Annotated in this window: 23 protein-coding genes; 14 read left to right on the top strand and 9 right to left on the bottom strand. The window is 65.6% G+C overall.

Annotated elements, in window-relative coordinates:
• Positions 1–130: 130 nt before the first annotated feature.
• Positions 131–919 (top strand): cobalamin-binding protein, encoded by a 789-nt coding sequence (locus ACVIYL_RS34340; RefSeq protein ID WP_253608889.1) that lies wholly within the window; start codon positions 131–133, stop codon positions 917–919.
• A 105-nt stretch (positions 920–1,024) separates the two neighbouring features.
• On the opposite strand, the gene ACVIYL_RS34345 is transcribed toward ACVIYL_RS34340, so the two are convergent.
• Both ACVIYL_RS34345 and ACVIYL_RS34350 read right to left on the bottom strand, forming a co-directional pair.
• Positions 1,025–2,302, bottom strand: a complete 1,278-nt coding sequence (locus tag ACVIYL_RS34345) for an ArgE/DapE family deacylase (RefSeq protein ID WP_456780641.1) — start codon at positions 2,300–2,302, stop codon at positions 1,025–1,027.
• Positions 2,303–2,356: 54 nt separating this feature from the next.
• A complete protein-coding gene (locus ACVIYL_RS34350; protein WP_375167144.1) occupies positions 2,357–3,049 on the bottom strand; it encodes a pyridoxamine 5'-phosphate oxidase family protein in 693 nt (230 codons plus the stop codon).
• Positions 3,050–3,154: 105 nt separating this feature from the next.
• Here ACVIYL_RS34350 and pdxR point away from each other — a divergent pair, with 105 nt between their 5' ends.
• From pdxR to ACVIYL_RS34365, 3 genes are read left to right on the top strand one after another with little or no spacing between them, the layout of a single operon-like run.
• Entirely contained in the window at positions 3,155–4,669 is a 1,515-nt protein-coding gene (gene pdxR, locus ACVIYL_RS34355; RefSeq protein ID WP_253608891.1) for a MocR-like pyridoxine biosynthesis transcription factor PdxR, read from the top strand.
• 46 nt (positions 4,670–4,715) lie between these two features.
• Entirely contained in the window at positions 4,716–4,865 is a 150-nt protein-coding gene (locus ACVIYL_RS34360) for a hypothetical protein (RefSeq protein WP_167350431.1), read from the top strand.
• Positions 4,866–4,876: 11 nt separating this feature from the next.
• Positions 4,877–5,122, top strand: a complete 246-nt coding sequence (locus ACVIYL_RS34365) for a DUF6719 family protein (RefSeq protein ID WP_210262764.1) — start codon at positions 4,877–4,879, stop codon at positions 5,120–5,122.
• Between the two features lie 51 nt (positions 5,123–5,173).
• Here ACVIYL_RS34365 and ACVIYL_RS34370 read toward each other — a convergent pair whose 3' ends face one another.
• Positions 5,174–5,581: a hypothetical protein gene (locus ACVIYL_RS34370; protein ID WP_057019915.1), complete on the bottom strand. Its 408-nt coding sequence runs from the start codon at positions 5,579–5,581 to the stop codon at positions 5,174–5,176.
• A gap of 39 nt (positions 5,582–5,620) precedes the next feature.
• The gene (locus tag ACVIYL_RS34375) at positions 5,621–6,001 is read right to left on the bottom strand and encodes a hypothetical protein (protein ID WP_253608892.1); all 381 of its coding nucleotides are present in this window, start codon (positions 5,999–6,001) and stop codon (positions 5,621–5,623) included.
• Positions 6,002–6,213: 212 nt separating this feature from the next.
• Between ACVIYL_RS34375 and ACVIYL_RS34380 the strand changes: the two genes are divergently transcribed.
• Positions 6,214–6,438, top strand: a complete 225-nt coding sequence (locus tag ACVIYL_RS34380; protein ID WP_456780642.1) for a hypothetical protein — start codon at positions 6,214–6,216, stop codon at positions 6,436–6,438.
• A 49-nt stretch (positions 6,439–6,487) separates the two neighbouring features.
• Here the strand turns inward: ACVIYL_RS34380 and ACVIYL_RS34385 are convergent, their stop codons facing one another.
• Complete coding sequence (locus ACVIYL_RS34385; protein ID WP_253608893.1) at positions 6,488–7,045, bottom strand: CreA family protein; 558 nt, start codon at positions 7,043–7,045, stop codon at positions 6,488–6,490.
• A gap of 223 nt (positions 7,046–7,268) precedes the next feature.
• On the opposite strand from ACVIYL_RS34385, the gene ACVIYL_RS34390 reads away from it, so the two are divergent.
• The 5 genes from ACVIYL_RS34390 (at position 7,269) to ACVIYL_RS34410 (ending at position 11,882) form a co-directional block, all read left to right on the top strand.
• Positions 7,269–8,990: a L,D-transpeptidase family protein gene (locus tag ACVIYL_RS34390; protein ID WP_253608894.1), complete on the top strand. Its 1,722-nt coding sequence runs from the start codon at positions 7,269–7,271 to the stop codon at positions 8,988–8,990.
• Positions 8,991–9,118: 128 nt separating this feature from the next.
• Positions 9,119–9,688, top strand: coding sequence for a glutathione peroxidase (locus ACVIYL_RS34395; RefSeq protein ID WP_253608895.1), 570 nt, complete (start codon positions 9,119–9,121; stop codon positions 9,686–9,688).
• A gap of 171 nt (positions 9,689–9,859) precedes the next feature.
• Complete coding sequence (locus tag ACVIYL_RS34400; RefSeq protein WP_253608896.1) at positions 9,860–10,861, top strand: polysaccharide deacetylase family protein; 1,002 nt, start codon at positions 9,860–9,862, stop codon at positions 10,859–10,861.
• Between the two features lie 17 nt (positions 10,862–10,878).
• A complete protein-coding gene (locus ACVIYL_RS34405) occupies positions 10,879–11,436 on the top strand; it encodes a dihydrofolate reductase (protein WP_253608897.1) in 558 nt (185 codons plus the stop codon).
• Positions 11,437–11,453: 17 nt separating this feature from the next.
• Positions 11,454–11,882 carry a hypothetical protein gene (locus ACVIYL_RS34410; protein WP_253608898.1) on the top strand — a complete coding sequence of 143 codons (429 nt, stop codon included), beginning with the start codon at positions 11,454–11,456 and terminating at the stop codon, positions 11,880–11,882.
• A 91-nt stretch (positions 11,883–11,973) separates the two neighbouring features.
• Here ACVIYL_RS34410 and ACVIYL_RS34415 read toward each other — a convergent pair whose 3' ends face one another.
• Positions 11,974–12,426, bottom strand: a complete 453-nt coding sequence (locus ACVIYL_RS34415) for a DoxX family protein (protein ID WP_253608899.1) — start codon at positions 12,424–12,426, stop codon at positions 11,974–11,976.
• 156 nt (positions 12,427–12,582) lie between these two features.
• Complete coding sequence (locus tag ACVIYL_RS34420) at positions 12,583–14,892, bottom strand: NADP-dependent malic enzyme (protein ID WP_057019906.1); 2,310 nt, start codon at positions 14,890–14,892, stop codon at positions 12,583–12,585.
• Between the two features lie 232 nt (positions 14,893–15,124).
• Between ACVIYL_RS34420 and ACVIYL_RS34425 the strand changes: the two genes are divergently transcribed.
• A complete protein-coding gene (locus tag ACVIYL_RS34425; RefSeq protein ID WP_253608900.1) occupies positions 15,125–17,116 on the top strand; it encodes a hypothetical protein in 1,992 nt (663 codons plus the stop codon).
• 117 nt (positions 17,117–17,233) lie between these two features.
• Here ACVIYL_RS34425 and aspS read toward each other — a convergent pair whose 3' ends face one another.
• Complete coding sequence (gene aspS, locus ACVIYL_RS34430; protein WP_253608901.1) at positions 17,234–19,009, bottom strand: aspartate--tRNA ligase; 1,776 nt, start codon at positions 19,007–19,009, stop codon at positions 17,234–17,236.
• A gap of 200 nt (positions 19,010–19,209) precedes the next feature.
• Here aspS and ACVIYL_RS34435 point away from each other — a divergent pair, with 200 nt between their 5' ends.
• Entirely contained in the window at positions 19,210–20,682 is a 1,473-nt protein-coding gene (locus tag ACVIYL_RS34435; protein ID WP_456780643.1) for a protein adenylyltransferase SelO, read from the top strand.
• 109 nt (positions 20,683–20,791) lie between these two features.
• On the opposite strand, the gene ACVIYL_RS34440 is transcribed toward ACVIYL_RS34435, so the two are convergent.
• A complete protein-coding gene (locus tag ACVIYL_RS34440; protein ID WP_456780644.1) occupies positions 20,792–21,781 on the bottom strand; it encodes a zinc-dependent alcohol dehydrogenase family protein in 990 nt (329 codons plus the stop codon).
• A 101-nt stretch (positions 21,782–21,882) separates the two neighbouring features.
• Here ACVIYL_RS34440 and ACVIYL_RS34445 point away from each other — a divergent pair, with 101 nt between their 5' ends.
• Positions 21,883–22,782 carry a LysR family transcriptional regulator gene (locus ACVIYL_RS34445; RefSeq protein ID WP_456780645.1) on the top strand — a complete coding sequence of 300 codons (900 nt, stop codon included), beginning with the start codon at positions 21,883–21,885 and terminating at the stop codon, positions 22,780–22,782.
• A gap of 116 nt (positions 22,783–22,898) precedes the next feature.
• Positions 22,899–23,102: a hypothetical protein gene (locus tag ACVIYL_RS34450; protein WP_076832011.1), complete on the top strand. Its 204-nt coding sequence runs from the start codon at positions 22,899–22,901 to the stop codon at positions 23,100–23,102.
• Positions 23,103–23,136: the final 34 nt, after the last annotated feature.

Below are 23,136 nucleotides of genomic sequence, written 5' to 3' on the forward strand. Positions count from 1 at the left end.
GCCTTCTTCGAGGTTGATATCGGGCATGATGGATTGCCAGAGCGGGCCCGGCAATGACGTCTGAGGTAATGGCGCGAATGACGTCATGACATGAGTGACAATGTGCCTCCGAGCCTGCATACCGCCTGCCATGCGCGACTTCCCTCCCCGCCGGATCGTCTGCCTGACCGAAGAGACGGTCGAGACGCTCTATCTGCTCGGCGAGCAGGACCGCATCGTGGGCGTCTCCGGCTACGCGGTGCGGCCACCGCAGGTCCGCCGGGAGAAGCCGCGCGTGTCGGCGTTCATCTCCGCCGACATGCCAAAGATCCTGGCGCTCGACCCCGATCTGGTGCTCGCCTTCTCCGATCTGCAGGCCGACATCGTCGCCGATCTCGTGCGCGCCGGCGTCGCCGTCCACGTCTTCAACCAGCGCGACGTCGCCGGCATCCTCGCGATGATCCGCAGTCTGGGCGCAATGGTCGGTGCCGCCGACCGCGCCGATCGGCTCGCGCAAAACCTCGAACAACGGCTGGCGACGATCGCGGCAACGCCGCGTCCGGCACCGCGGCCAAAGGTCTATTTCGAGGAATGGGACGATCCGCTGATCAGCGGCATCGGCTGGGTGTCCGAACTGACCGAGATCGCCGGCGGCGAGGACGCGCTGCCGCATTTGCGCGTTCACAAGGCGGCCAAGGATCGCATCGTCACGCCTGACGCGGTGCGCGCGGCGATGCCCGACGTGATCCTGGCGTCCTGGTGCGGCAAGAAGGTCGTGCCCGACCGCATCCGCAAGCGTGAGGGCTGGAGCGAAATCCCGGCGGTGCGCAACGACCGCATCGTCGAGATCAAGTCGCCGATCATTCTGCAGCCCGGGCCTGCCGCGCTGACGGATGGGCTCGATGCGATCGTGAAGGCGTTGTGGCCGGAGCCCCCTTAAGCTCTCGCCATCGTCATTGCGAGCGAAGCGAAGCAATCCATGTCACCGCTTGCCGAGAAATGGATTGCTTCGTCGCTTCGCTCCTCGCAATCACGGAGAGACTACCTACGCCTTCTCTACGCCGCACCATTCCGCGATGAACAGCGCCATCGCCTTGGTCGCTTTGCGCAGCGACTCCAGCTCGACATATTCGTTGAAGCCGTGCATCGCCGCGCCGGTGGCGCCGAAGCAGAGGCTCGGGATGTTGTGGTTCAGACCGTAGAAGCGCGTGTCGGTCAACGCGGTGAAGGCGCGGTCTTCCACCGCGCCGCCATAGACGACCGAGTGCGCCTTGGCGAAGGCAGCTTCCGGTGCCTCGGAGTTCACCAATTCGTAGCCTTCCGACAGGAAGCCCGACCATTCGACCTGCGGCGGATTATTGGAGAGGAAGCGATGATCGCGCGCCGCCGCCGACACGCAGGCAAGAATCTCCTTCTGGCACTCGGCGATCGACCAGCCCGGCAAGACCGCGATGCGGCAGTCGACGTCGCACCAGGCCGGCACGCTGGAGGCCCAGTCGCCGCCCTTGATGATGCCCGGATTGAAATTGATCGGGTGATTGACGTCCTTGAAGTGGCGGTCGGCCTTGGCGCGCTCGTTCCAGGCGATCTCGAGTTTCTCCAGCGCATGCACCAGATGATACGCCGCCATGATTGCGTTCGAGCCCGCGCCGGCCTCGAACACATGCACCGGGAAACCGCGCACCTTCAGGCGGAACCAGATCACGCCGACCTGCGAGCGGATCATCGTGCCGTTGGTCGGCTCCGGGATGAAGCAGGCATCGGCGCGATAGCCGCGCTGCAAGGTCGAGAGCGCGCCGACGCCGGTGCTCTCCTCCTCGATCACGGACTGGAAGTGAATCCGCGCTGTCGGCTTCAGCCCGGCCTTCCTGATCGCATCCAGCGCATAGAGCGCGGCGATGGTGCCGGACTTCATGTCGCAGGCGCCGCGGCCATACATCCTGCCGTCCTTGATGACGGGCGAGAACGGCGGCGTCTCCCACATCTCGAGCGGACCGGTCGGCACCACGTCGCAGTGGCCCTGCAGGATCAGCGATTTGCCGGCATTGCTGGCCGGGCGGTAAGTGCCGACCACCGTGCGCGCCTTCGAGAAATCATGCTCGATCGGGCCGAAGCCGCGCAAATCCTTCAGCTCGTCGAGATTGATGTGCCAGTCGTCGACCTCGTAGCCGCGCTCGCGCAGGAGATCGCCGATCATGTCCTGGCACGGCCCCTCGGCGCCGCGGGTCGAGGGGATCGCGACAAAGGCCTGCGTCGTCGCAAGCTGCGCATCGAATCCCTCATCAACAGCGGCAAGGATTCGTTGTTGCGTCTCGGCAGTCATGCTTTGGCTCCATCGGGAAAACAGATCAGGCGGGAGCCGCAGCGTAGCCCGATTTCACTCCGCGGGGTATTGCGCAAAATAGGCGTCCCGCAATGCATCTTCGAGCAGCCGGCCTTCCGAATAGCCATCGAGCGTCTTCGGCCGCGTCACGCCGTCGAGCAGCCGCGGGCACGGCTCGGGCGCGCCGAGCACGGCGCGCACCGGAATGCGCTCGGCATAGATCGGCAACTCGTAATCCTCGTCATCGTCGGCGACGCCCTTGGCGCGAATTTTTGCCGAGGCCTCCTCGATCTCCATCGCGATGAACGAGGTCGCCTTGATCTCCTGCTTGTTGCTGGCACGCAGGCTCGCGGTGCGCTCGGGGAAGAAACGGTCGACCATCGCGACGATCGCGCGTTCCTTCTCTGCGGGGTCGGTGACGAGATAGGCTGACCCGAACGCCATCACCGCGCGATAGTCGGCCGAGTGGTTGAAGCCGCAGCGCGCCAGCACCAGGCTGTCGAGATGGGCGACCGTCAGGCACACGCGTTGCCCTTCGGACTGGTTCTCCAGCATCCGGCTCGCGCTCGAGCCGTGCCAGTAGAGCCTGGTGCCCTCGCGCCAGAAGAAGGTCGGCGTGCAATAGGGCTGGCCGTCGATCACGTAGGAGACGTGGCACAGCATCGAGGCGTCGAGGATCTTGTGCACGGTGGCGTGGTCGTAGAAGCCGCGGTCGTGGCGGCGCTTCACGCGGCTGCGGGACGACATGGGATAGGACGGAGCGGATGCGCCTTCGGTCACGGTGAGCCTTTCGAAATCTGGAATCTGTCCAGAATTGTAGCGGCTCATTTGGTCTGCGATAGTGCCAATTCCATGCGAAAAATTCCGACCAATTCCCGGGAGCCCGCGGCGCGCAAGGCCGAGCTGCCGCTCGATCTCGCCGGCCCGCACGTCACCCCCGGCGCGGCCTCGCAGCAGCGGCTCTATCAGGCGCTGTGCCACGCGATCGTCGGCGGCCTCGTCAAGCCGGGCGAGCCGCTGCCGCCGTCGCGCGCGCTCGCCAAGCAGACCGGCTTCCGCCGCAACGCGGTCACCACGGCCTATGAGCGGCTGATCGCCGACGGCTTTGCGGTGGCAACCACGGGCTCCGGAACTTTCGTCGCGGCGCGCATTCCGGCGCAGGCCGCCGCGCCGCGCCGCGCAAGGATCGCGATCGAGCCGCCGCAGCACAATGCGCTGTCGCTCGGCTGCACCCATATCGACGAGCGCGCATTGCAGCGCTTCCGCGCCTTCGCCGGCCGCAGGCTGCGCGCCTTCGGGTCCGAGCATCTGCATTACGGCGATCCCCGCGGCAGCAGCGAGCTGCGCGCGGCGATATCGGACCATCTGCTGTCGGCGCGCGGGCTGCGCTGCGACCCCGACCAAATCATGCTGGCGTCCGGCACGCTGCATGCCCTGCGCATCGTGCTCGGGGCGATCCTCAAGCCCGGCGACCAGGTCTGGTGCGAAGACCCCGGCTATCCGGCGGCGCGGCGCGCGATCGAGCATTGCGGCTATCGTCCGGTGTCGGTGCCGGTCGACATGTCGGGCATGCGCATCGACAAGGGGCGCGCGTCCGCGCCGCAAGCGCGCGCTGCCTATGTCACGCCCTCGCACCAGTTTCCGCTCGGCGTGCAGATGTCGATGCCGCGCCGGCTCGAGCTGCTCGACTGGGCACGGGATGCCGGCGCCTTCGTGTTCGAAGACGACTACGACAGCGAGTTCCGCTACGACGGCGCGCCGCTGTTGTCGCTGGCCGGCATCGATCATCTGCGCCGCGTGATCTACATGGGCACGTTTGCGAAGACGTTGTTTCCCGGATTGCGGATCGGCTATTGCGCCCTGCCCGAAGCCTTGATCGGACCGGTGACGGCGGCGCGCGCCGCGCTCGACCGCTTTCCCGCCACGTTGATGGAAGGCGCGGTCGCCGACATGCTGAACTCCGGCGCCTTTGCGGCCAACTTACGCAAATCGCGCAAACTCTATCGCGAGGCGCGCGACGTCCTGGCGTCGACGCTTGTGAGCGCATCCGAAGGCGAGCTCACGGTTCCCGTGCCCTCGCAGGGCCTGCACCTCGTGGCGCGGCTCGATCCCGCGACCGATCCGCTGATTGCCGCGCAGGCAAAGGCTAATGCCGGCGTCGGCGGCTGGTTGCTCGCCGAGACCTATCATCGCGCGCGCCCATTGCCTGGCTTCGTGCTGGGATTTTCCGGGCATCCGGCTCCGCAACTCGTTGCATCGGCGGAACGATTGGCGAAGACAACGCTCGCCGCGCTGCGCGCGACGCGCAAGACATCGGTCAAGCCATCCGCCAAGCCGCAGCGCTCTAGGAGAATCGCAGTCACCTGACTAAGGTCGCCCGCGTTCAGTCAGTGTCCGCTTACGGAGATACCGGATGCCAAATCGCAACGTCCTGTATCTCGTGATCGCCGCGCTGGTCGTGATCGCAGGCATGCTCGGCTACAATCTTTATCAGGCGAACAAGCAGCCCGAAGGCCTTCAGATCAATGTCGGCCCCGACGGGCTCAAGATCCAGAACAAGTGAAGGAGGCTGCGATGCTGCGCTTGGGATTCGTCGCGCTGGTCAGCGTCGCAGCTCTTGGCGCGATGACTCAATCCGCCGCAGCAGAGCAGTCCTACATGCGCGAGGGCGACATCGTCGATCTGCGGGTCGGCCAGCGCGTCCTTGTCGATGACGGCTCGTGCCCGGCCGGGCAGATCAAGCAGGTCGTCGGCTCCAGGCTGAGCCAGAACGGCGTGGTGCGGACCAGCAGCTGCGTGCCGCGCCTCGCCAAAAAGTAAAACGCCCCGCTGACGCGAGGCGCTGCGGTCCTCATTGCTTTGAGGCGCGGCTCAGTTCGAGACCGGCTCGAACATGCATTGCAGGGTCGGCTTGGCGATCTTGGTGAAGGTCGGCCCGATCTCGCCCTGCTTGGACGGCGGCACCCAATCGGTCTCGATGGTCGGCACGCCGGTCTCGCTGATACCGCGTAGCAGCGCCTGGCGTAGGTCGGGATCGTCCACGGTCGCGGCGGCGTGGTCGTGCAGGCAGCCGCACACGGCCTCGGGATGCGCCCAGCGGCCGAGCATATGCGGCGCGCATTGCCGCACGAACTCGTCGCGCGGTTCAGGCACGCGGTACAGCGAGCGGATCTGCATCGATTCGAGGGGGAGCTGGGATTGGGCCTGCGCGGCGCCCGCCAAGGGCCCCATCAGGACGAGCGATGCCAACATCGCGGCGGAACAGATACGGAGCAGCATGGGGAGCCTTTACCGGCAGTTCTGTTTTTTGCGTCGCGCTCAGTTGGCCTGCGCCAGCACCATCGGGACCGGGGTGACTACCGGCGAGCCGTTATAGGAGAAGGTGCCAATCCCGGGCAAACCGCTGTCCGGCGAGCCTGCCATCGACGAACCGGCCATCACAAAGGCGAAGGCGAGGATCAGGCTCATGGTTCGCATCTGAAAGTCTCCGTTATTCCGCTCGTCGGCGTCCGGCGCCGTTGTGTGACGGTCTGATAACGATCTGCCGTTTCCGGAGTTCTGCGGAACAAGCCGAAAATGGTTTCGTCGGAACTCGAATTGTTTCGTCGACCAGCGGTCCACGAAACATTCGGCGGAAAACACCAATGATTTCAGCGGCAGCAGCGTGACTGAAAAGCTGTTGAAAACTTCGCGCGACAATGCCGGCCCCCGGCCACTGCCGGAGCGACAGCCAATTATGCGTGCAAACTGAACGAGCTACCGCGCTTTGTTAACTTTCCTCTGCTGAGAGGAGAAGCAGCACAGCAAGGGCTGCGGTGAACCGGGCGGCGGTTTCGTCGACTCATGTCTGGGCGCCGTGCAACCATCTTCGCGGTGGCACGTTGTCGTAATCCCTCCCGATCCAACGAAGGATGTCAGTCGTGGGCAATGGCAACATCGGTGTTGGCAATGAATCCGCGGCGAGCAAATCCGGCCAGCAGCAGATGACGGCCGCGATGCCGCAGCAAGGCGCCTACGTGATGGGCGACAATGAGTGCGCGCCGCAGAAGCTGGTCCGCCTCGTCGGCTGCCGCGACTCGAAGGTCAAACCGGGCCTTGGCATCAGCGCGAAGCGGTTCGGGCAAACCGAGCGCTAGCTCGCCCACCGCCTCAGCCGCCTGGGCCAAGCCCCTGCCCCTGCTCCAGCTATTGAATGAACTCGCCGCACTTCTGCACGGCAGTATCGGCCGCGCCCCACGGCATGATCGGCACCGACGACGTCGAGTTCTTTGGCGAGCCCTCGATCAGGCGGTCCGAATAGACCATGTAGACCAGCACATTGCGCTTGGCGTCGCAGCCGCGCACGATCTGCATCTTCTTGAAGAACAGCGACCGGCGCTTGCTGAACATGTCATCGCCCTGCCCGAGCTTGGTCTTGAAGCGGATCGGCCCGATCTGCCGGCAAGCCAGCGAGATATCGGAGACTTCCTCGGCAAGGCCAAGCCAGCCCTTGAAGCCGCCCCTCTCCGGCACCGTGAAGTGACAGGCGACGCCCTCGACCTCGGGATCGTCGACGCCATAGGTCGCGAGCTTGTCGTTGGGGCTCACCCATTTGAACACGGTGGAGCGGCGGAAGATCAGGTCCGGCTCGTCGGCCGCGACCGCAGGACCCGCCTGCCCCAAAGCCAGCAACATCAGCAGCACCGCGCATCCCCATCGAGACAACCGTCGCAGGTCACACAAGCTCACAGTTCTCGATGTCATTGAGGTCTCCGCGGGGTGGGTCCCGCCTATGTAGTGCGCAAACGCCGCACAGGAAGGCGCTGACAGTTCGGTGATCGAACGCGGCGCTTTAACCTCTTGTGAGGCTTTTTTGTTACTCTTTCGTCGAAAATACCGCCCTCACGGAAGGGTTAGATCGCTTGCGCTGGTGAACGCGTTGTGCGTCTGCGACAACCAACATGTAGTTTGGACTGGGATTCGGAATATGCGCGCAGGTGGACGGCGGATTTCGGTTTTTGACTTCGCGAATGAGCGGTTCTGGCAGCTGGCAATTCTGACGACCGCCGGCACCGTCGCCGCCTCCACGCAGGCCGATGCAGCGCTCTATTACTGGAACCGCGACTCCGCCTTCTACGGCGACTACGAGCCGATGCCGCTGCCACAGCCGCACCGGCAAAAGCCGAAGCGCAGCACAGCCAAGAAGAATCCGGCGATCGAGAAGGAGGCCGGCAGCAAGCCGCAAGGTCCCCTGATCATCTCGGTCTCGATCGACCAGCAGCGGGTCAGCCTCTACGACGCCAACGGCCTCTATGCCGAGAGCCCGGTGTCAACGGGCATGAAGGGGCATTCGACCCCGATGGGTGTCTTCAGCGTCATCCAGAAGCAGAAGTACCACCAGTCCAACATCTATAGCGGCGCGCCGATGCCGTATATGCAGCGCATCACCTGGTCGGGCATCGCCATGCACGCCGGCGTGCTGCCCGGCTATCCGGCGTCCCACGGCTGCATCCGCATGCCGATGTCGTTCGCGGTCAAGATGTACAATTGGACGCGGATGGGCGCCCGCGTCTTCGTCACGCCGGGCACGATCTCGCCGGAAAGTTTCTCGCACCCGCTGCTGGTCACGCAGAAGGTGGCGCCGCAGCAGCCGGTTGCCGACGACATTCTGAAGATGGATGCGCCGCTCGGCGTGAAGAGCGACAAGGGCGCCGACAAGCAGTCCAGTCTCGATTTGCGCAGCAGCGTCGGTCATGCCGCCGCGTCGCTGCGCGACAACACCCACACCGCCGACGCCAGCAGCGCGATGCCGGCAGCGAGTGCGTCAGTGACAATGTCCGATGCGTCCTCTTCCACGGCGCGCGACGCCATCGCGGAGAAGATCGCAGCGGACAAGTCCGAGACCGTGAAGCCCGAGACGGCCGCCGCCGACAAGCCGGCCGAGACCAATTCCGCCGGCCACGACAGCAACGCGACCACAGATGACAAGACGGTCGGCGAAACCACCGCCAGCACCGACACGCCAAAGAGCGAGGTCTCCGCAAGCGATCCGGTGAAGGCGGAAGCCAAGGCCGACGAGCCGAAGGCGGACGCCGCCAAGCCTGGTGTTGCCGAGGCGCCCAAGATCGATGCACCGAAGGCCGATGCATCGAAGGCCGCTGACAAGCCCGCCGAGGCAGCGATCGCAGCTGATGGGCCCGACGCCAAGAAGGATCCGGCGCGGCTGCCGGGCACCGCCAGGATCGACGTGCCGAAGCGCGCCGGCCAGATTGCGGTGTTCATCAGCCGCAAGGATTCCAAGCTCTACGTGCGGCAGAATTTTGCACCTCTGTTCGAGGTGCCGGTGACGATCGCGGCAAGCGACCGGCCGCTCGGCACCCATGTGTTCACCGCACAAGCCGACAAGACCGATACGAACCTGCTGCGCTGGTCGGTGGTGACGCTGCCGACCCGCAACGTCGCCCGCATCGACGTCGAGGAGCGTGCCTCGCATCGCCGCAAGGTCGCGGCCGCAGCAGTGGCCGAGGCCAGGCCGCAGCCGGTGACCAACAGTCCGGCCGAGGCGCTCGACCGCATCTCGATTCCGGCCGACGTGATGGCGCGGATCAGCGAAGCGCTCGGCACCGGCGGATCGATCATCGTCTCCGACCTCGGTGTGAACCAGGGCGAGACCGGCGAAGGCACTGACTTCATCCTGCCGCTGCGTTGAGGCGATCGATCCCGGATTTCGCTTCGCTCCATCCGGGCTACTCGCCTCCGGCAATAACGCCTTCTTGAAAGCCTGCGCGTCCCCTCCGGATTATGATCCCGACGAACATCTGTTCCGGGGACGAGACCATGATGGACCGCAGGACCCTGATCGTGACCGCGATCGCCGCAGCCGCGGCATCCCGCCCGCTGCATGCCGAGCAGCCCGCGATAAGCCGGATCACCGCCTACGCCTTCTCATTTCCGGCACTCGGCGGCGGCGATATCAGACTTGCCGACTATGCCGGCCGTCCGCTGATGATCGTGAACACGGCCTCGCTTTGCGGCTTCACGCCGCAATATGCCGGCCTGCAGCAACTCTGGACCGAATTCCGCGATCGCGGCTTCGTCATCATTGGCGTCCCCTCCAATGATTTCGGCGGCCAGGAGCCCGGCGGCCCAACCGATATCGCCGAGACTGCGCAGCATCAATATGGCGTCACCTTCCCGATCGCGGCGAAAGCAATCGTCCGCGGAGCGAGCGCGCATCCGTTCTACCGCTGGGCGGCGGAGGCTCGGCCAAAGGACGTGCCGCGCTGGAATTTTCACAAATACCTGATCGGCCGCGACGGCTACATCGCCGACGTTTTCGCTGAGTCGGTTGCGCCCGACGACACGCGCATCAAGACCGGGATCGCACGGGCATCGGCGGCCGCGTGAGATATGACGATAATCCCCGGAATTAACTGATCCGACGAGGATTTTGGACACGCGCTCGCCACGTTCATTGCCTTGGCGTCGCCACTGCGACTAGGGTACGATCGGTTGGGGGCGAAGCGACCCGGTCGCGGCAATGCCGGCGCCGGGAGCGCGAGCAGCAGGGAACACGCCATGCGCATTGCGACAGGTCTGATTTTTGCGGGGACCGTATCGTTGCTCGCGTCGAGCGCAGCTTGGTCGCAGACGTCGCCCCCCAAGGGCGCTACTGCGGCACCGGCGGCACCAGCGGCCGCGGCTCCCGCGCCCGCCGCCGCAGCACCGGCCCCGGCAACCGCAACCGCAGCCCCGGTTCCGCCGAAGCAACCGCCACAGCCGGCGCGCGCCGCCTGCAACAATCCGAACGCGCTCGGCGTCGGCCGCACGGTCGAGATCGATACCACCGGCGGTCCGGGCTTCGGCTTCGAGCATTTCAAGCAGCTCGACTTCCTTCGCGACCATGAGGTGGTGCTGACCTTCGACGACGGCCCGTGGCCGGGCAACACGCCGGCAGTGCTGAAGGCGCTCGCGGATGAATGCACCACGGGCATCTTCTTCCCGATCGGCAAGCACGCGACCTATCACCCCGAAATCCTGCGGCAGGTCTATGCCGCCGGCCACACGGTCGGCGCTCACACCTGGTCGCACGCCAATCTGAACAACAAGAAGCTGACCGAGGATCAGAAGAAGGACGAGATCGAGCGCGGCTACGCTGCGGTCAAGTGGGCGCTCGAGACCTCACCCTCGCCGTTCTTCCGCTTCCCGGCGCTGCAGCATCCGCCGGAGATGGTGACCTATCTCGGCAACCGCAACATCGCGATCTTCTCCTGCGACCTCGACTCCTTCGACTTCAAGGCGAGCAAGCCGCAGCAGGTGATCGACACCGTGATGAAGAAGCTGAACAAGCTCGGCAAGGGCATCATCCTGATGCACGACTTCCAGAAGCACACCGCGGAAGCGCTACCCACGCTGCTGACGCAGCTCAAGGCCGGCGGCTACAAGGTGGTCGCGATGCGCGCCAAGTTCCCGGTGACGGTGCTGCCGCAATACGAGCAGGAGCTCGCCAAGGACGTCAAGCTGCCGACTGTAAGCTCGCGCCCGGTGAACAGCGTCGTCACCACCGTCGATCAGCAATAACGCCGGCGACAATCCTGGTGCCGGCGCTGCGTATCGAAGGCTTCGTCATCGTCTCCGCCGATGGCCGGCTGGCGAATGCGCGGAACGTAATGCCCGACGACCTCAAGATCGAGGGCGACAAGCGGTTCTTCACCGCGGCCCTCGACCGCGCCGACCTCGTCGTGCATGGTCGTAACTCCCAGGAAGAGCAGCCGAACGCGCCGAAGCGGCGGCGCCTGATCCTGACCAGCAAGGTTGCGGCGACCGCGCCCGACCCCGACAATCCGAAGGCGCTGTTGTGGAATCCCGCCGGCTGCCCGTTCGAGACCGCGAGCCGCGAGGCCGGCGTGACCTCGGGCATGGTCGCGATCATCGGCGGCCCCGGCGTGTTCGGCATGTTCATGGATCGCTACGACACGTTCTGGCTCTCGGTCGCGCCACGGGTGCGCATCCCCGACGGCGAGCCGTGCTTTCCCGGCGTCCCCGCCCGCACCCCGCAGCAGGTGCTGTCAGCGCACGGCCTGCACGCCGGCGCGCCGCAGCTGATCGATGCTGCGCAGGACGTCAGCGTTACGCCGTGGCGGCGAAGCGCATAGATCCCGAGCAGCTTGCGATGAACAACGGCATGACCTCCCTGGCGAAGGCCGTAGCTCTTGTGGCGATGGCGTCGCTGGTCGCAACCAGCGCAGTCGGCGCCTGCAAAACCACCCTGCGCGGCGAACTCGTGCAAGCGCCCGGCGACCGCAAGGCCTATGTCGGGGAATTCCTGTACTTCTACCTCGTCGAAATGACGACGGAGGGCCCGACGGGCCCGGAGAAGCTCTTTCAATCGTTCGTGGTTCCCAACACGAGCGAGACGCTTCCCATTCCGTTCGCCCTGGAAATCGATCAGCCCAAAGACTGTCCAGGCGAACTCGAACTGCGCGTCGATACCAAAGACCGGGATATCATGCGACTTGGCACCGACACGTCATCGGCTGGCGGGAAAACGATCAGGCTAGAAAGGTTTGAGAGCGTACCGATGTGGGGACCACTTTTCTGAACCTCACAGTGGCGCATGGATGCGTGACAAGCCGGCAATAACTCGTCGGACGAGCTAGCGCAGCGTAGATCGCCCGGCGGTCTGCCGTGACCTACACGTCCCCATAGGCCGGGTCGTCGCGGCGCGGGCCGCGGCCGTAGCCGGCGATGATGAACAGCGCGCCGATCAACGACAGGTTCTTCAGCGCATCGATCAGCGTCCTGAGGTTGTCGGGCGCCGGCTGATTCCAGAAGTCATGGAAGTAGAAGGTGGCGAAGCACACGAAGATGATCAGGAGAATCGCGAAGAACCGCGCCAGCACGTTCACCGCGATCATCAGCCCCGCGACGATCTCGAAGCCGCCGATCGTGACCGCCAGCAGCTGCATGAGGGGCATGCCGACGGCGGTTTCGATCTGCTGCGTATAGGGCGCGACCACGGCCGGGATCGTCACCTTGGCCGCCAGCAGATCCGCCGTCGCCTGGATGCCGAACAGCTTGCTCGCTCCCGAATAGAGGAACAGCACGGCGAACAGGATCCGCCCGAAGGTGATGAACGCTGGCATGGGTCGGCCTCACTGGATGGCAGAAATCGGACGAAGCAGGCGAAGCGATTATGGTCGCTCCACCTGCCTCGATCAAATCGAATCCATCTCGGTTCAAACACGATGCGGAAAACCGCGCTGCGGTTATCCGAACATAACGTGCTCAAACAACGGCCGTCAGCCGAACAGCGTCGGCTGCGCGCGGCCGGCGCGTTCCTGGGCTTCGACGGCGGCCACCGCCGTCATGTTGAGGATGCCGCGCGCCGTCACGCCGGGGGTGAGGATGTGCGCCGGGCGCGCCGGACCGATCAGGATCGGCCCCACCGGCAACGCGTTGGCCAGCGATTTGATCATTTGATAGGCGATGTTGGCGGCATCGAGGTTCGGCATGATCAGGATGTTGGCCTCGCCTTCCAGCCGCGACTGCGGCAGCACCAGGCGCCGCGCCGCCGCCGACAGCGCGGTGTCGCCCTGCATCTCGCCGTCGGCCTCGATCTCCGGATGCTTGTCCTTCAAGAGCTGGGTCGCTCGCCGCATCTTGCGCGAGGAATCCGTGTCATAGCTGCCGAAGTCGGAATGTGACACGAAGGCGACCCTCGGCTTGAAGGCGAAGCGCTGGACGTGGATCGCCGCGAGCGATGCCACTTCAGCGAGTTCCTCCGCGCTCGGGTTCGGCCGCACCTGGGTATCGGCGAGGAAATGGGCTCCGGTGGAGGTGATCATCAGCGCCAGCGCGGCATAGTCGCTGACCCCCGGCAGGAAGCCGATGATCTCGCGGACATGGCGCAGATGGCTCATGTAGCGGCCCTCGACGCCGCACAGCATCGCGTCGGCCTCGCCACGCGACACGGCAAGCGCCGCGATCACGGTATTGTTGGTGCGGACCACGGTCCGCGCGGCCTCCGGTGTCACGCCGCGCCGGCCGGCGACGTCGATATAGGACTGCACATAGGAACGGTAGCGCGGATCGTCCTCGGGATTGATCAGGTCGAAATCGCGGCCGGCCTTGATCGACAGGCCGAAGCGCTTGATCCTGGTCTCGACCACCGACGGACGGCCGACCAGGATCGGCCGCGCCAGCTTTTCCTCGAGCACCACCTGCGTCGCGCGCAGCACACGCTCGTCCTCGCCTTCGGCGTAGATCACGCGCACCGGCTGGGTCTTCGCCTTGGCGAACACCGGCTTCATGGTGAGGCCGGAGCGGAAGGCGAAGCGTTCGAGATTGGCGGCGTATTCGTCGAAATTGGTGATCGGCCGGGTCGCGACGCCGGACTCGATCGCGGCCCTGGCCACCGCCGGCGCGATGCGCAGGATCAGGCGCGGATCGAACGGGCTCGGGATCAGCGAACCGGGGCCAAACCCCTGGGTCTCGCCGCTCTCGAAACCATGGGCCACCGCATCCGACGGCGGATCGCGCGCGAGCTGCGCGATCGCGTCCACCGCGGCATGCTTCATCGCCTCGTTGATCGCGGTGGCGCCGACGTCGAGCGCGCCGCGGAAGATGAAGGGGAAGCAGAGCACGTTGTTGACCTGGTTCGGAAAGTCCGACCGTCCGGTGCAGATCATCGCGTCGGGACGCGCCAGACGCGCCTCATCCGGCATGATCTCCGGCACCGGATTGGCCAGCGCCATCACCAGCGGCTTGTCGCCCATCTGCTTGACCATTTCGGGCTTCAGCACACCCGGCGCCGACAGGCCGATGAAGATGTCCGCGCCCGGAATGACGTCGGCGAGCACGCGTGCGTCGGTCTTCTGGGTATAGACCGCCTTCCAGCGATCCATCGTGGTGTTGCGGCCCTCATAGACCACACCGTCGATGTCGCAGACCCAGATGTTCTTGCGCTGCGCCCCCATCGAGACCAGCAGATTGAGGGTTGCGATCGCGGCGGCGCCGGCGCCCGAGCAGACGATCTTCACGTCAGACAGTTGCTTGCCGTTCAACAACAGCCCGTTGACGATCGCCGCGGCGACGATGATGGCGGTGCCGTGCTGGTCGTCGTGGAAGACCGGGATCTTCATGCGCTCCTTGAGCTGCGCCTCGATCTCGAAGCACTCAGGTCCGCGGATGTCCTCGAGATTGATGCCGCCGAAGGTCGGCTCCAGCGCGGCAACGGTCTCGACTACGCGCTCGATCGTGTCGGCCTTGATCTCGATGTCGAACACGTCGATGCCGGCGAATTTCTTGAACAGCACCGCCTTGCCTTCCATGACGGGCTTCGAGGCCAGCGGACCGATATTGCCGAGACCGAGCACCGCGGTGCCGTTCGAGACCACGGCGACCAGATTGGCGCGCGCGGTCAGCGTCGCCGCCTCGGCCGGGTTCTTGGCGATCTCGGTGCAGGCGGCGGCCACGCCCGGCGAATAGGCCAGCGCCAGGTCACGCTGGTTGGCAAGCGGCTTGATCGCCTGGATCTCGAGCTTGCCCGGCCGCGGCAGCCGGTGGTAGGCGAGCGCCGCGTTGTGGAGTTCTTCAGACGATGACGACATGCGTGCTCCCCGCGTTTCCGGCCCAAATTTCTTGTTTCTGTGCTAATCCAGGCAAAAGTCAGTTGTCCGGCAAATCGAGCCGGATGTGAAGCATGTCCAACCACTTGGATGCAACATCCGATAATGTCCCCGTCAACAGGCCCGGGCCGGCCGTTCATCGACGCCTGCCCCTCCCCGCGCCTTTCGGCCGGGATTGGCAATTTTTTTCCCTTGATGATCCGGAGTTGACCGAATGAAGAAAATTCTGCTCGGCCTGATCGCCGTGGTTGTGATCGCGGCCGCCGGCTTCTTCGGTTTCGACTTTTACGCCCAGCGCCGGGTCACGCGCGACGTCGAGGCCGCCTTCGAGCAGGTCCGTGCCACTGGCGCCAAGGCGAGCCACGGCAAGATCACGTTCGACGTCAAGAGCCGCACCCTGACGATCGCCGACGTCGCCACCGAGTCGGGGACGCAATCCCCGGTCAGCGTCAAGATTGCCAGTCTCACGATGACCGGCCTCGGTCAAACCGACGCGGCACGGGTCTCCGCCGGCAATGTCGAGTTCAGCGATGTCGAGATCGGCGTGGCAGGACCTACCCCGACGATCACCTCACTGACCTACAAGGCGCCGCGGATCACTGTGAAGGATTTTTCCGGCCCCGCCAGCCTGCCCCAGCTTCCGGCGTCGTCGTCGATCTTCGAGCTGTACCGGTCCGCGTTCGGACTGCTCGCGAGCATCAACGCATCATCGGTCGCTGCGCCTAGCCTGACCGGAACGATGACCTTCAGCGCCGCCGCAAAAGCCGGCGACGGCGCCGGCGGCGAATTCGCCTATTCGGGCATCGCCATCGAAAACATGAAGGACGGAAAAATCGCGTCCAGCAAAACCGACAAGGTTGTGTTCACGATCAACCAGCAGGCGGCCGGCAAGCCGATCAAAATGACCGGCGAGCTCGCCAACATCGCCGCGACCGATATCGACGTCGGCGCGATGGCGGCGATGTTCGATCCAGGCAAGGCCAACGATGACAGGGAGTACCGGGTCCAGGGACACGTTTCGGCCGGTCCTTATGTCATCACCGCTGCGCCCGGCGTGAACATGCGGATCGGGGGCGTGACCGTCGACGACACCAGGATCAATCCGTCACGGATGCAGCTGCCGGCACTGCTGGCAATGATCCCGCCGCAAGGGAGCCCACCGCCGTCTGCCGTCCAGGCGCGCGAACTGCTGGACAAGGTCGCCGGCCTCTATTCGGGCATCGGAATTGCAAATGCTGAAATGCATGGGCTCTCGCTCGAGACGCCGCAGGGCCCGCTCAAGCTCGCCTCGGTGCGGTTCAACTTCGAACACGGCAAGATCGGCGAGCTTGCGGTCGAGGGACTCGATACCCGTGCGCCGAATGGTCCCATCAAGGTCGGACGCTTCGCGCTGAAGTCGCTCGACGTCGCCAACTTCATGCGGCTGTCGGCACAATTCGCTGCGCAGAAGCCGTCGGCCGAACAGGCGCTGGCGCTATTCCCGCTGATCGAAGGCGTCGAGATCAAGGGCGTCGCGTCGCCCTACAAGGCCACCGGCAAGCCGGTCAACATCGACGTCTTCAGTCTCGACTGGGGTCAGTTCGTCGGATCGATCCCGAGCAAGCTGCGGCTGACCGCCAAGCTGGCGGCGCCGCTCGATGCGGCCGATCCGCGGCAGCAACCGCTCGTCGCTGCCGGGATCGACCGGATGGCCGTCGATGCCGATCTCGGCGCCGTTTGGACCGAGACCTCGCGCGCGTTCGCACTCGAGCCGGTCAAGCTCGACATGGCGGGCGTGCTGAGCGCGTCGGCGAAGGTCACGCTCGGCAACGTGCCGCGCGAGGCATTCTCGACCAGCGCCGCGGAAGCGATGGGCGCTGCCGCGCAGATCGAAGCCGGCACGATCCAGCTCACGGTCCACGACCTCGGCGTCATCGATCTCGCGGTCGCTCAATTTGCGCGCACCCGGAACATCAGCCGCGACGAGGCGCGCAAGGTCATCCTCGACGCCATCAAGGCGCAGGGCGGCGAGATCGGCGGGAGCAATCCCGACGCCACCGCGCTCGTCACCGCGATCGGCCAGTTCATCGAGACGCCGGGACAGACGCTGGTCATCAAGCTCACTCCGCGCGCGAAGGCGCCGGCGCTTCAGCTGATGCAGCTCCTCAAGACCGATCCGCAATCGGCGCTGGCGCAGTTCCGGATCGAGGCCTCGACGGGGTTGTGATTCTCCCGCCCGTAGCCCGGATGGAGCGAAGCACAATCCGGGAACAGCGTCGCCGCAGGAGGGACCGCCCCGGATTTCGCTTTCGCTCCATCCGGGCTACGCACCTCTCCTGCCCGCCTAACCCTTCGCCGGCAGGTTGGTGCGGATGTGCAGCTCCTTGAGCTGCTTCGGGGTTGCTTCCGACGGCGCGCCCATCAGCAGGTCCATGGCCTGCTGGTTCATCGGGAACAGCGAGATCTCGCGCAGATTGTTGGTGCCGCAGAGCAGCATCACGATACGGTCGAGGCCGGCCGCCATGCCGCCGTGCGGCGGGGCGCCATACTGGAACGCACGGTACATGCCGCCGAAGCGGTCGATGACCTCCTGCTCGCCATAGCCTGCGATCTCGAACGCCTTCACCATCGCTTCCGGCTTGTGGTTGCGGATGCCGCCGGAGGCGATCTCGTAGCCGTTGCAGGCGATGTCGTACTGGAACGCCTTGATGGTCAGCGGGTCCTGCGACTTCAGCGCGTCGAGGCCGCCCTGCGGCATCGAGAACGGGTTGTGCGAGAAGTCGACCTTCTTGTTCTCCTCGTCATACTCGTACATCGGGAAGTCGACAATCCAGGCGAGCTCGAACCGGTCCTTGTCGATCAGGTTCAATTCCTCGCCGAGCTTGGTGCGCGCGAGACCCGCAAACTTCCAGAATTTCTCGGGATCGCCGGCGACGAAGAACGCCGCATCGCCTTCCTTGAGGCCGAGCTGGTCGCGGATCGCAGCGGTGCGCTCGGGGCCGATGTTGTTCGCCAGGGGACCTGCGCCCTCGCCGCCCTCGCGCCACATGATGTAGCCGAGGCCGGGCTGGCCTTCGCCCTGCGCCCACGAGTTCATGCGATCGCAGAACGCGCGGCTGCCGCCGCCGGTGCCCGGGATCGCCCAGACCTGGTTCTTCGGGTCTTCGAGCATGCGCGCGAACACCTTGAAGCCGGAGCCGCGGAAGTGCTCGGAGACTTCCTGCATCACGATCTTGTTGCGCAAATCGGGCTTGTCGGAGCCGTATTTGCGCACGGCCTCCGCGAACGGAATCCGCGGCCAGTTCTTCGTCACCGGCTTGCCCTTGGCAAAGTCCTCGAACACGCCGGTGATCACAGGCTCCATCGCCGCGAACACGTCGTCCTGGGTGACAAAGCTCATCTCGACGTCGAGCTGATAGAACTCGCCCGGCAGACGGTCGGCGCGCGGGTCCTCGTCGCGGAAGCACGGCGCGATCTGGAAGTAGCGGTCGAAGCCCGACATCATCAACAGCTGCTTGTACTGCTGCGGCGCCTGCGGCAGCGCGTAGAACTTGCCGGGATGGATGCGCGACGGCACCAGGAAGTCGCGCGCGCCTTCCGGCGAGGACGCCGTCAGGATCGGGGTCTGGAATTCGAAGAAGCCCTGCTCCTTCATCCGCTTGCGCATGGAATCGACCACCGCGCCACGGGTCATGATGTTCTGGTGCAGCTTCTCGCGACGCAGGTCGAGGAAGCGGTATTTCAGCCTGATATCTTCAGGATATTCCTGCTCGCCGAACACCGGCAGCGGCAGCTCGGCCGCCGGGCCCAGCACCTCGATCTCCTTGATGTAGATCTCGACCATGCCGGTCGGCAGTTCGGGGTTGTCGGTGCCGGCGGGACGGCGGCGCACCTTGCCGTCGATCCGCACCACCCATTCGGAGCGGAACTTCTCGACCTCGGCGAACGCCGGCGAGTCCGGATCGGCCACGCATTGGGTGATGCCGTAATGGTCGCGCAGATCGACGAACAGCACGCCGCCATGGTCGCGGACCCGGTGAACCCAACCCGAAAGCCGGACCGTCTGGTCGATATCGCCCTCTCGGAGCGCGCCGCATGTGTGTGACCGGTAGCGATGCATAGTCGTTCCAAAAACTGATGTCGGAGGAGAATCGCGATAGGAAACTTCCTATCCGAAGGCGCTGGGTTTACCCGAGCCCGCTCGGGGCGGCAACCAAGGGAACGCCCGCTTTTGGCCCGAAACTGCAGATTTTGCTGCGATCCGGCGCCAGATGGGCGCCAATCGTTTGCCTATTCGGCCCGCAGGCCTATCTTCGGGATATGACCATTCATTTCCCGTTCCAAAACACCTATTCGGCGCTGCCGGCGAACTTTTTCGCCCGCGTCGCGCCGACCCCGGTGGCCGCCCCCCGCCTGATCAAGCTGAACCGGCCGCTCGCGGTCCAGCTCAGGCTGGACCCGGACCTGCTGTCGGCGCCGGAAGGCGCCGAAATCCTTGCCGGAAAGCGGCTGCCTGACGGCGCCGACCCGATTGCCATGGCCTATGCCGGCCATCAATTCGGGCACTTTGTTCCCCAGCTCGGCGACGGCCGCGCCATCCTGCTCGGCGAGGTCATCGACAAGGACGGCGTCCGCCGCGACATCCAGCTCAAGGGATCCGGCCCGACCCCGTTCTCCCGCCGCGGCGACGGCCGCGCCGCGCTCGGTCCGGTCTTGCGCGAATACATCGTCAGCGAGGCGATGTTCGCTTTAGGCATCCCAACCACCCGCTCGCTCGCCGCCGTCGTCACCGGCGAGCCCGTGATGCGCGAGACCGCGCTGCCCGGCGCGGTGCTGACCCGCGTCGCCGCGAGCCACATCCGCGTCGGCACCTTCCAGTTCTTCGCCGCCCGCGGCGACACCGACGGCGTGCGCGCGCTCGCCGACCATGTCATCGCCAGGCACTATCCCGAGCTGACGGACTCCGCCCAGCCCTATCACGCGCTGCTCGCCGGCGTCGTGGCGCGGCAGGCCGCGCTGGTCGCGCGCTGGCTCCTGGTCGGCTTCATCCACGGCGTGATGAACACCGACAACACCTCGATCTCGGGCGAAACCATCGATTACGGTCCCTGTGCCTTCCTTGATGCCTACAACCCGGCGCAGGTGTTCTCATCGATCGACGAGATGGGCCGCTACGCCTATGCCAACCAGCCGCGCATCGCGTTGTGGAATCTGACCCGGCTCGCCGAATGCCTGCTGCCGCTGTTCGCGGACGAGCAGGAGAAGGCCATCGAACAGGCGCAAGTGATCCTCGGCGAATTCCCCGAAAAGTTCACCACAGCCTACAATACCGGCCTGCGCGCCAAGGTCGGCCTGTTCACCGTGCGCGACGGTGACGAGGCGCTGATCCAGGACCTGCTCGACGCGATGGCCAAGAACGCGGCCGACTTCACGCTGACCTTCCGCCATCTCGGCGAGGCCGCAAGCGATGACGCCGCCGACGTCCGCGCGCAGTTCACCGATCCCGCGGCGTTCGACGAATGGGCCGCCCGCTGGCGCACCCGCCTCGCGCTGGAGCCGCAAACGCCGGCCGATCGCAAGGCCGCGATGGGTGCCGTTAATCCGGCCTTCATCCCGCGCAACCACCGGATCGAGGCGGTGATTGCGGCTGCGGTGAACTTGGATGACTACACGCCGTTCGAGGAATTGCTGACGGTGCTGGCAAAACCCTATGAGGACGAGCCGCAGTTCGCGGCCTACGCCGATCCGCCGCTCCCCGAGCAGCGCGTGACGCAGACGTTCTGCGGGACGTGAGGTCTTTCCGCCGTCATTGCGAGGAGCGCAGCGACGAAGCAATCCATACCTCCGTGCATGCGAGCCGATGGATTGCTTCGCTTCGCTTGCAATGACGCTGGTGCGACCCTCACACCGTCACCACGATCTTGCCGAACTGCGTGTTCGACTCCAGGTACCGGTGCGCCTCGACGATCTCCTCGAACGGAAACGTCCTGGCGATGATCGGCCTCAAGGTGCCATCGGCAAGCCCGTCGAGGATGAACGCCTTCGCCGCGGTAAGCCGCGCGGGATCGCGCACGATCTCGTGCACGAGGTAGCCGCGCAGGGTCAGGCTCTTGCCGAGCACGTTGGCGAGCGGAAACGGCGTCGGCTCAGGACTGAGTCCACCATATTCGATCAGGATGCCGCCGGGTGCCATCGCCGCCGTCAGCGGCACGAAGGCGGGGCCACCGACGGCATCGAGCACCACGCGCACGCCGTTCGGTCCCGCGATCTGCTCCAGCCTTGATTGCAGATCCTGCTCCGCCGACGCGATCACGTGCGCCGCGCCGGCCTCACGCAGCGCCTGCGCCTTGGCCGATGTCCTCGTCACCGCAATCGGGACCGCGCCGATACGGTTGGCGCTCTGGATCGCCGCGAGCCCGACGCTGCTCGACGCCGCTGTGATGACGACGAACTCGCCTCGCCCGAGCCCTGCAAGATCGACCAGCGCACCGAACGCGGTGAGATACTGCATCCACACCGCAGCGGCCGTTTCAAAACCGAGCGCGGGCGGATGCTTGACGACAAGCTCCGCCGGAAAGGTCGCGAGCTCGGCATGGGCCGGCCAGCGCACCATCGAGACCGGCGGCACGATGCTCACGGGATCGCCCGGCGCAAATTCTTCGACGCCTTCGCCGATCGCCGCGACAATCCCGGCGGCTTCCAGCCCGAGGCCGGACGGCAGCGTCGCGGTCTCGATATAGCTGCCCCGGCGCAGCGAGGCCTCGGCGCGGTTGAGCCCGAGCGCCTTGACTCGGATCTGAACCTCGCGGGGCGCCGGCGGCGCAACCGCGATCTCCTCGATACACAGCACCTCGGGACCGCCATGCTGGTGAAAGCGGACGACGCGGGCCATGGGCGAACTCCAAAACAATTGAATGGAATGCCGCTATGCCCGGCGGCGATCGCCGGATAAATCACCCGGTAGCTCCGACAATCGAAACCAGGAGTTTTGAATTGGATCGCCTCAGCAGCATGGCCGTCTTCGTCAGGGCGGTCGATCTCGGCTCGTTCGCGGCCGCCGCCGATGCCCTCGAGATGTCGGCCCCGATGGTCGGCAAGCATGTGCGCTTCCTCGAACAACGGCTCGGCGTCCGCCTGCTCCATCGCACCACGCGGCGGCAGAGCCTGACCGATTCAGGGCAAGCCTATTACGAGCGCTGCCGCATCGTGCTCGGCGAGGCCGAGGCCGCCGACGCGCTCGCCTCCGATCAATCGTCGCAGCCGCGCGGGCGGCTGCGGGTGACGATGCCGGCGCTGCTCGGCCGCTACTGCATCGTCCCCACGCTGCTGAAGCTCGCGCAGAAATATCCGGCGCTCGAGCTCGATCTCGCGTTCGGCGATCCGATCGCCGATCTGATGGAGGGCGGTCACGACCTTGCGATCAGGACCGGCGAGCTTAACGAGCAATCCGGCGTGATCGCGCGGCGCATCGCGCGCCAGCGCATGGTGGTGTGCGGCTCGCGCGCCTATCTGAAGGCCCATGGCAGGCCGCGCACGCTCGACGAGCTCGGCCGGCACCAGGCGATCGTCTACCGCCGCTCGGGCCGCGTTCGCCCCTGGCTGTTCCCGCGCGACGGTCTTGCGCCGCACGAGGTCTGGCCGGCCGGGCGGCTCAGGCTCGACGACCTCGAAGCCATCGCGGATGCCGCAGCGCGCGGCATGGGGCTGGCGTGGCTGCCCTCCTGGCTGGTGCGCGAACGCCTCGACACCGGCGCGCTGGTCCGCGTTCTCGGCGACAGCGGGGAATTTCCCTACGATTGCCACGCGCTGTGGCTGCCGACGCCGCGACTGCCACTCAAGATCCGCTTTGCGGTGGATGCGCTCGCGGCCGCGCTGCCGAAGCTCGTGGCGTAGCGCCGCGCCCCCGATTTGTTTGCAACGATTTCGCGCGCGCATCGTTGGCCGGTCAGCGCGGAACGTGCGGCCTCGTCCGATCCAGGTTCCGTGCCGCCTGTTGATGGAGCGCCAGCATGAACCAGCGCGATGACGACCTGAAAACCGCGATCGAGCGCAGCAACCCGAACGGCGTCGAGCCGCCCTTCTCCGAGGACGATCTGCAGCGCCGGCAACTCGGGCCGCGCGGCGTGCCCGGGCAACCGGACCCGGCGAAGATGACGCCGCAACGCGCCAAGAAGACGCCGGTCGATTCCGGTTCCGGCGGCCACACCGCCTGAACGCCGAAACAACGAAGAAACAAGAAAGGTTTCA

It is taken from the genome of Bradyrhizobium sp. USDA 3315, from assembly GCF_054056795.1.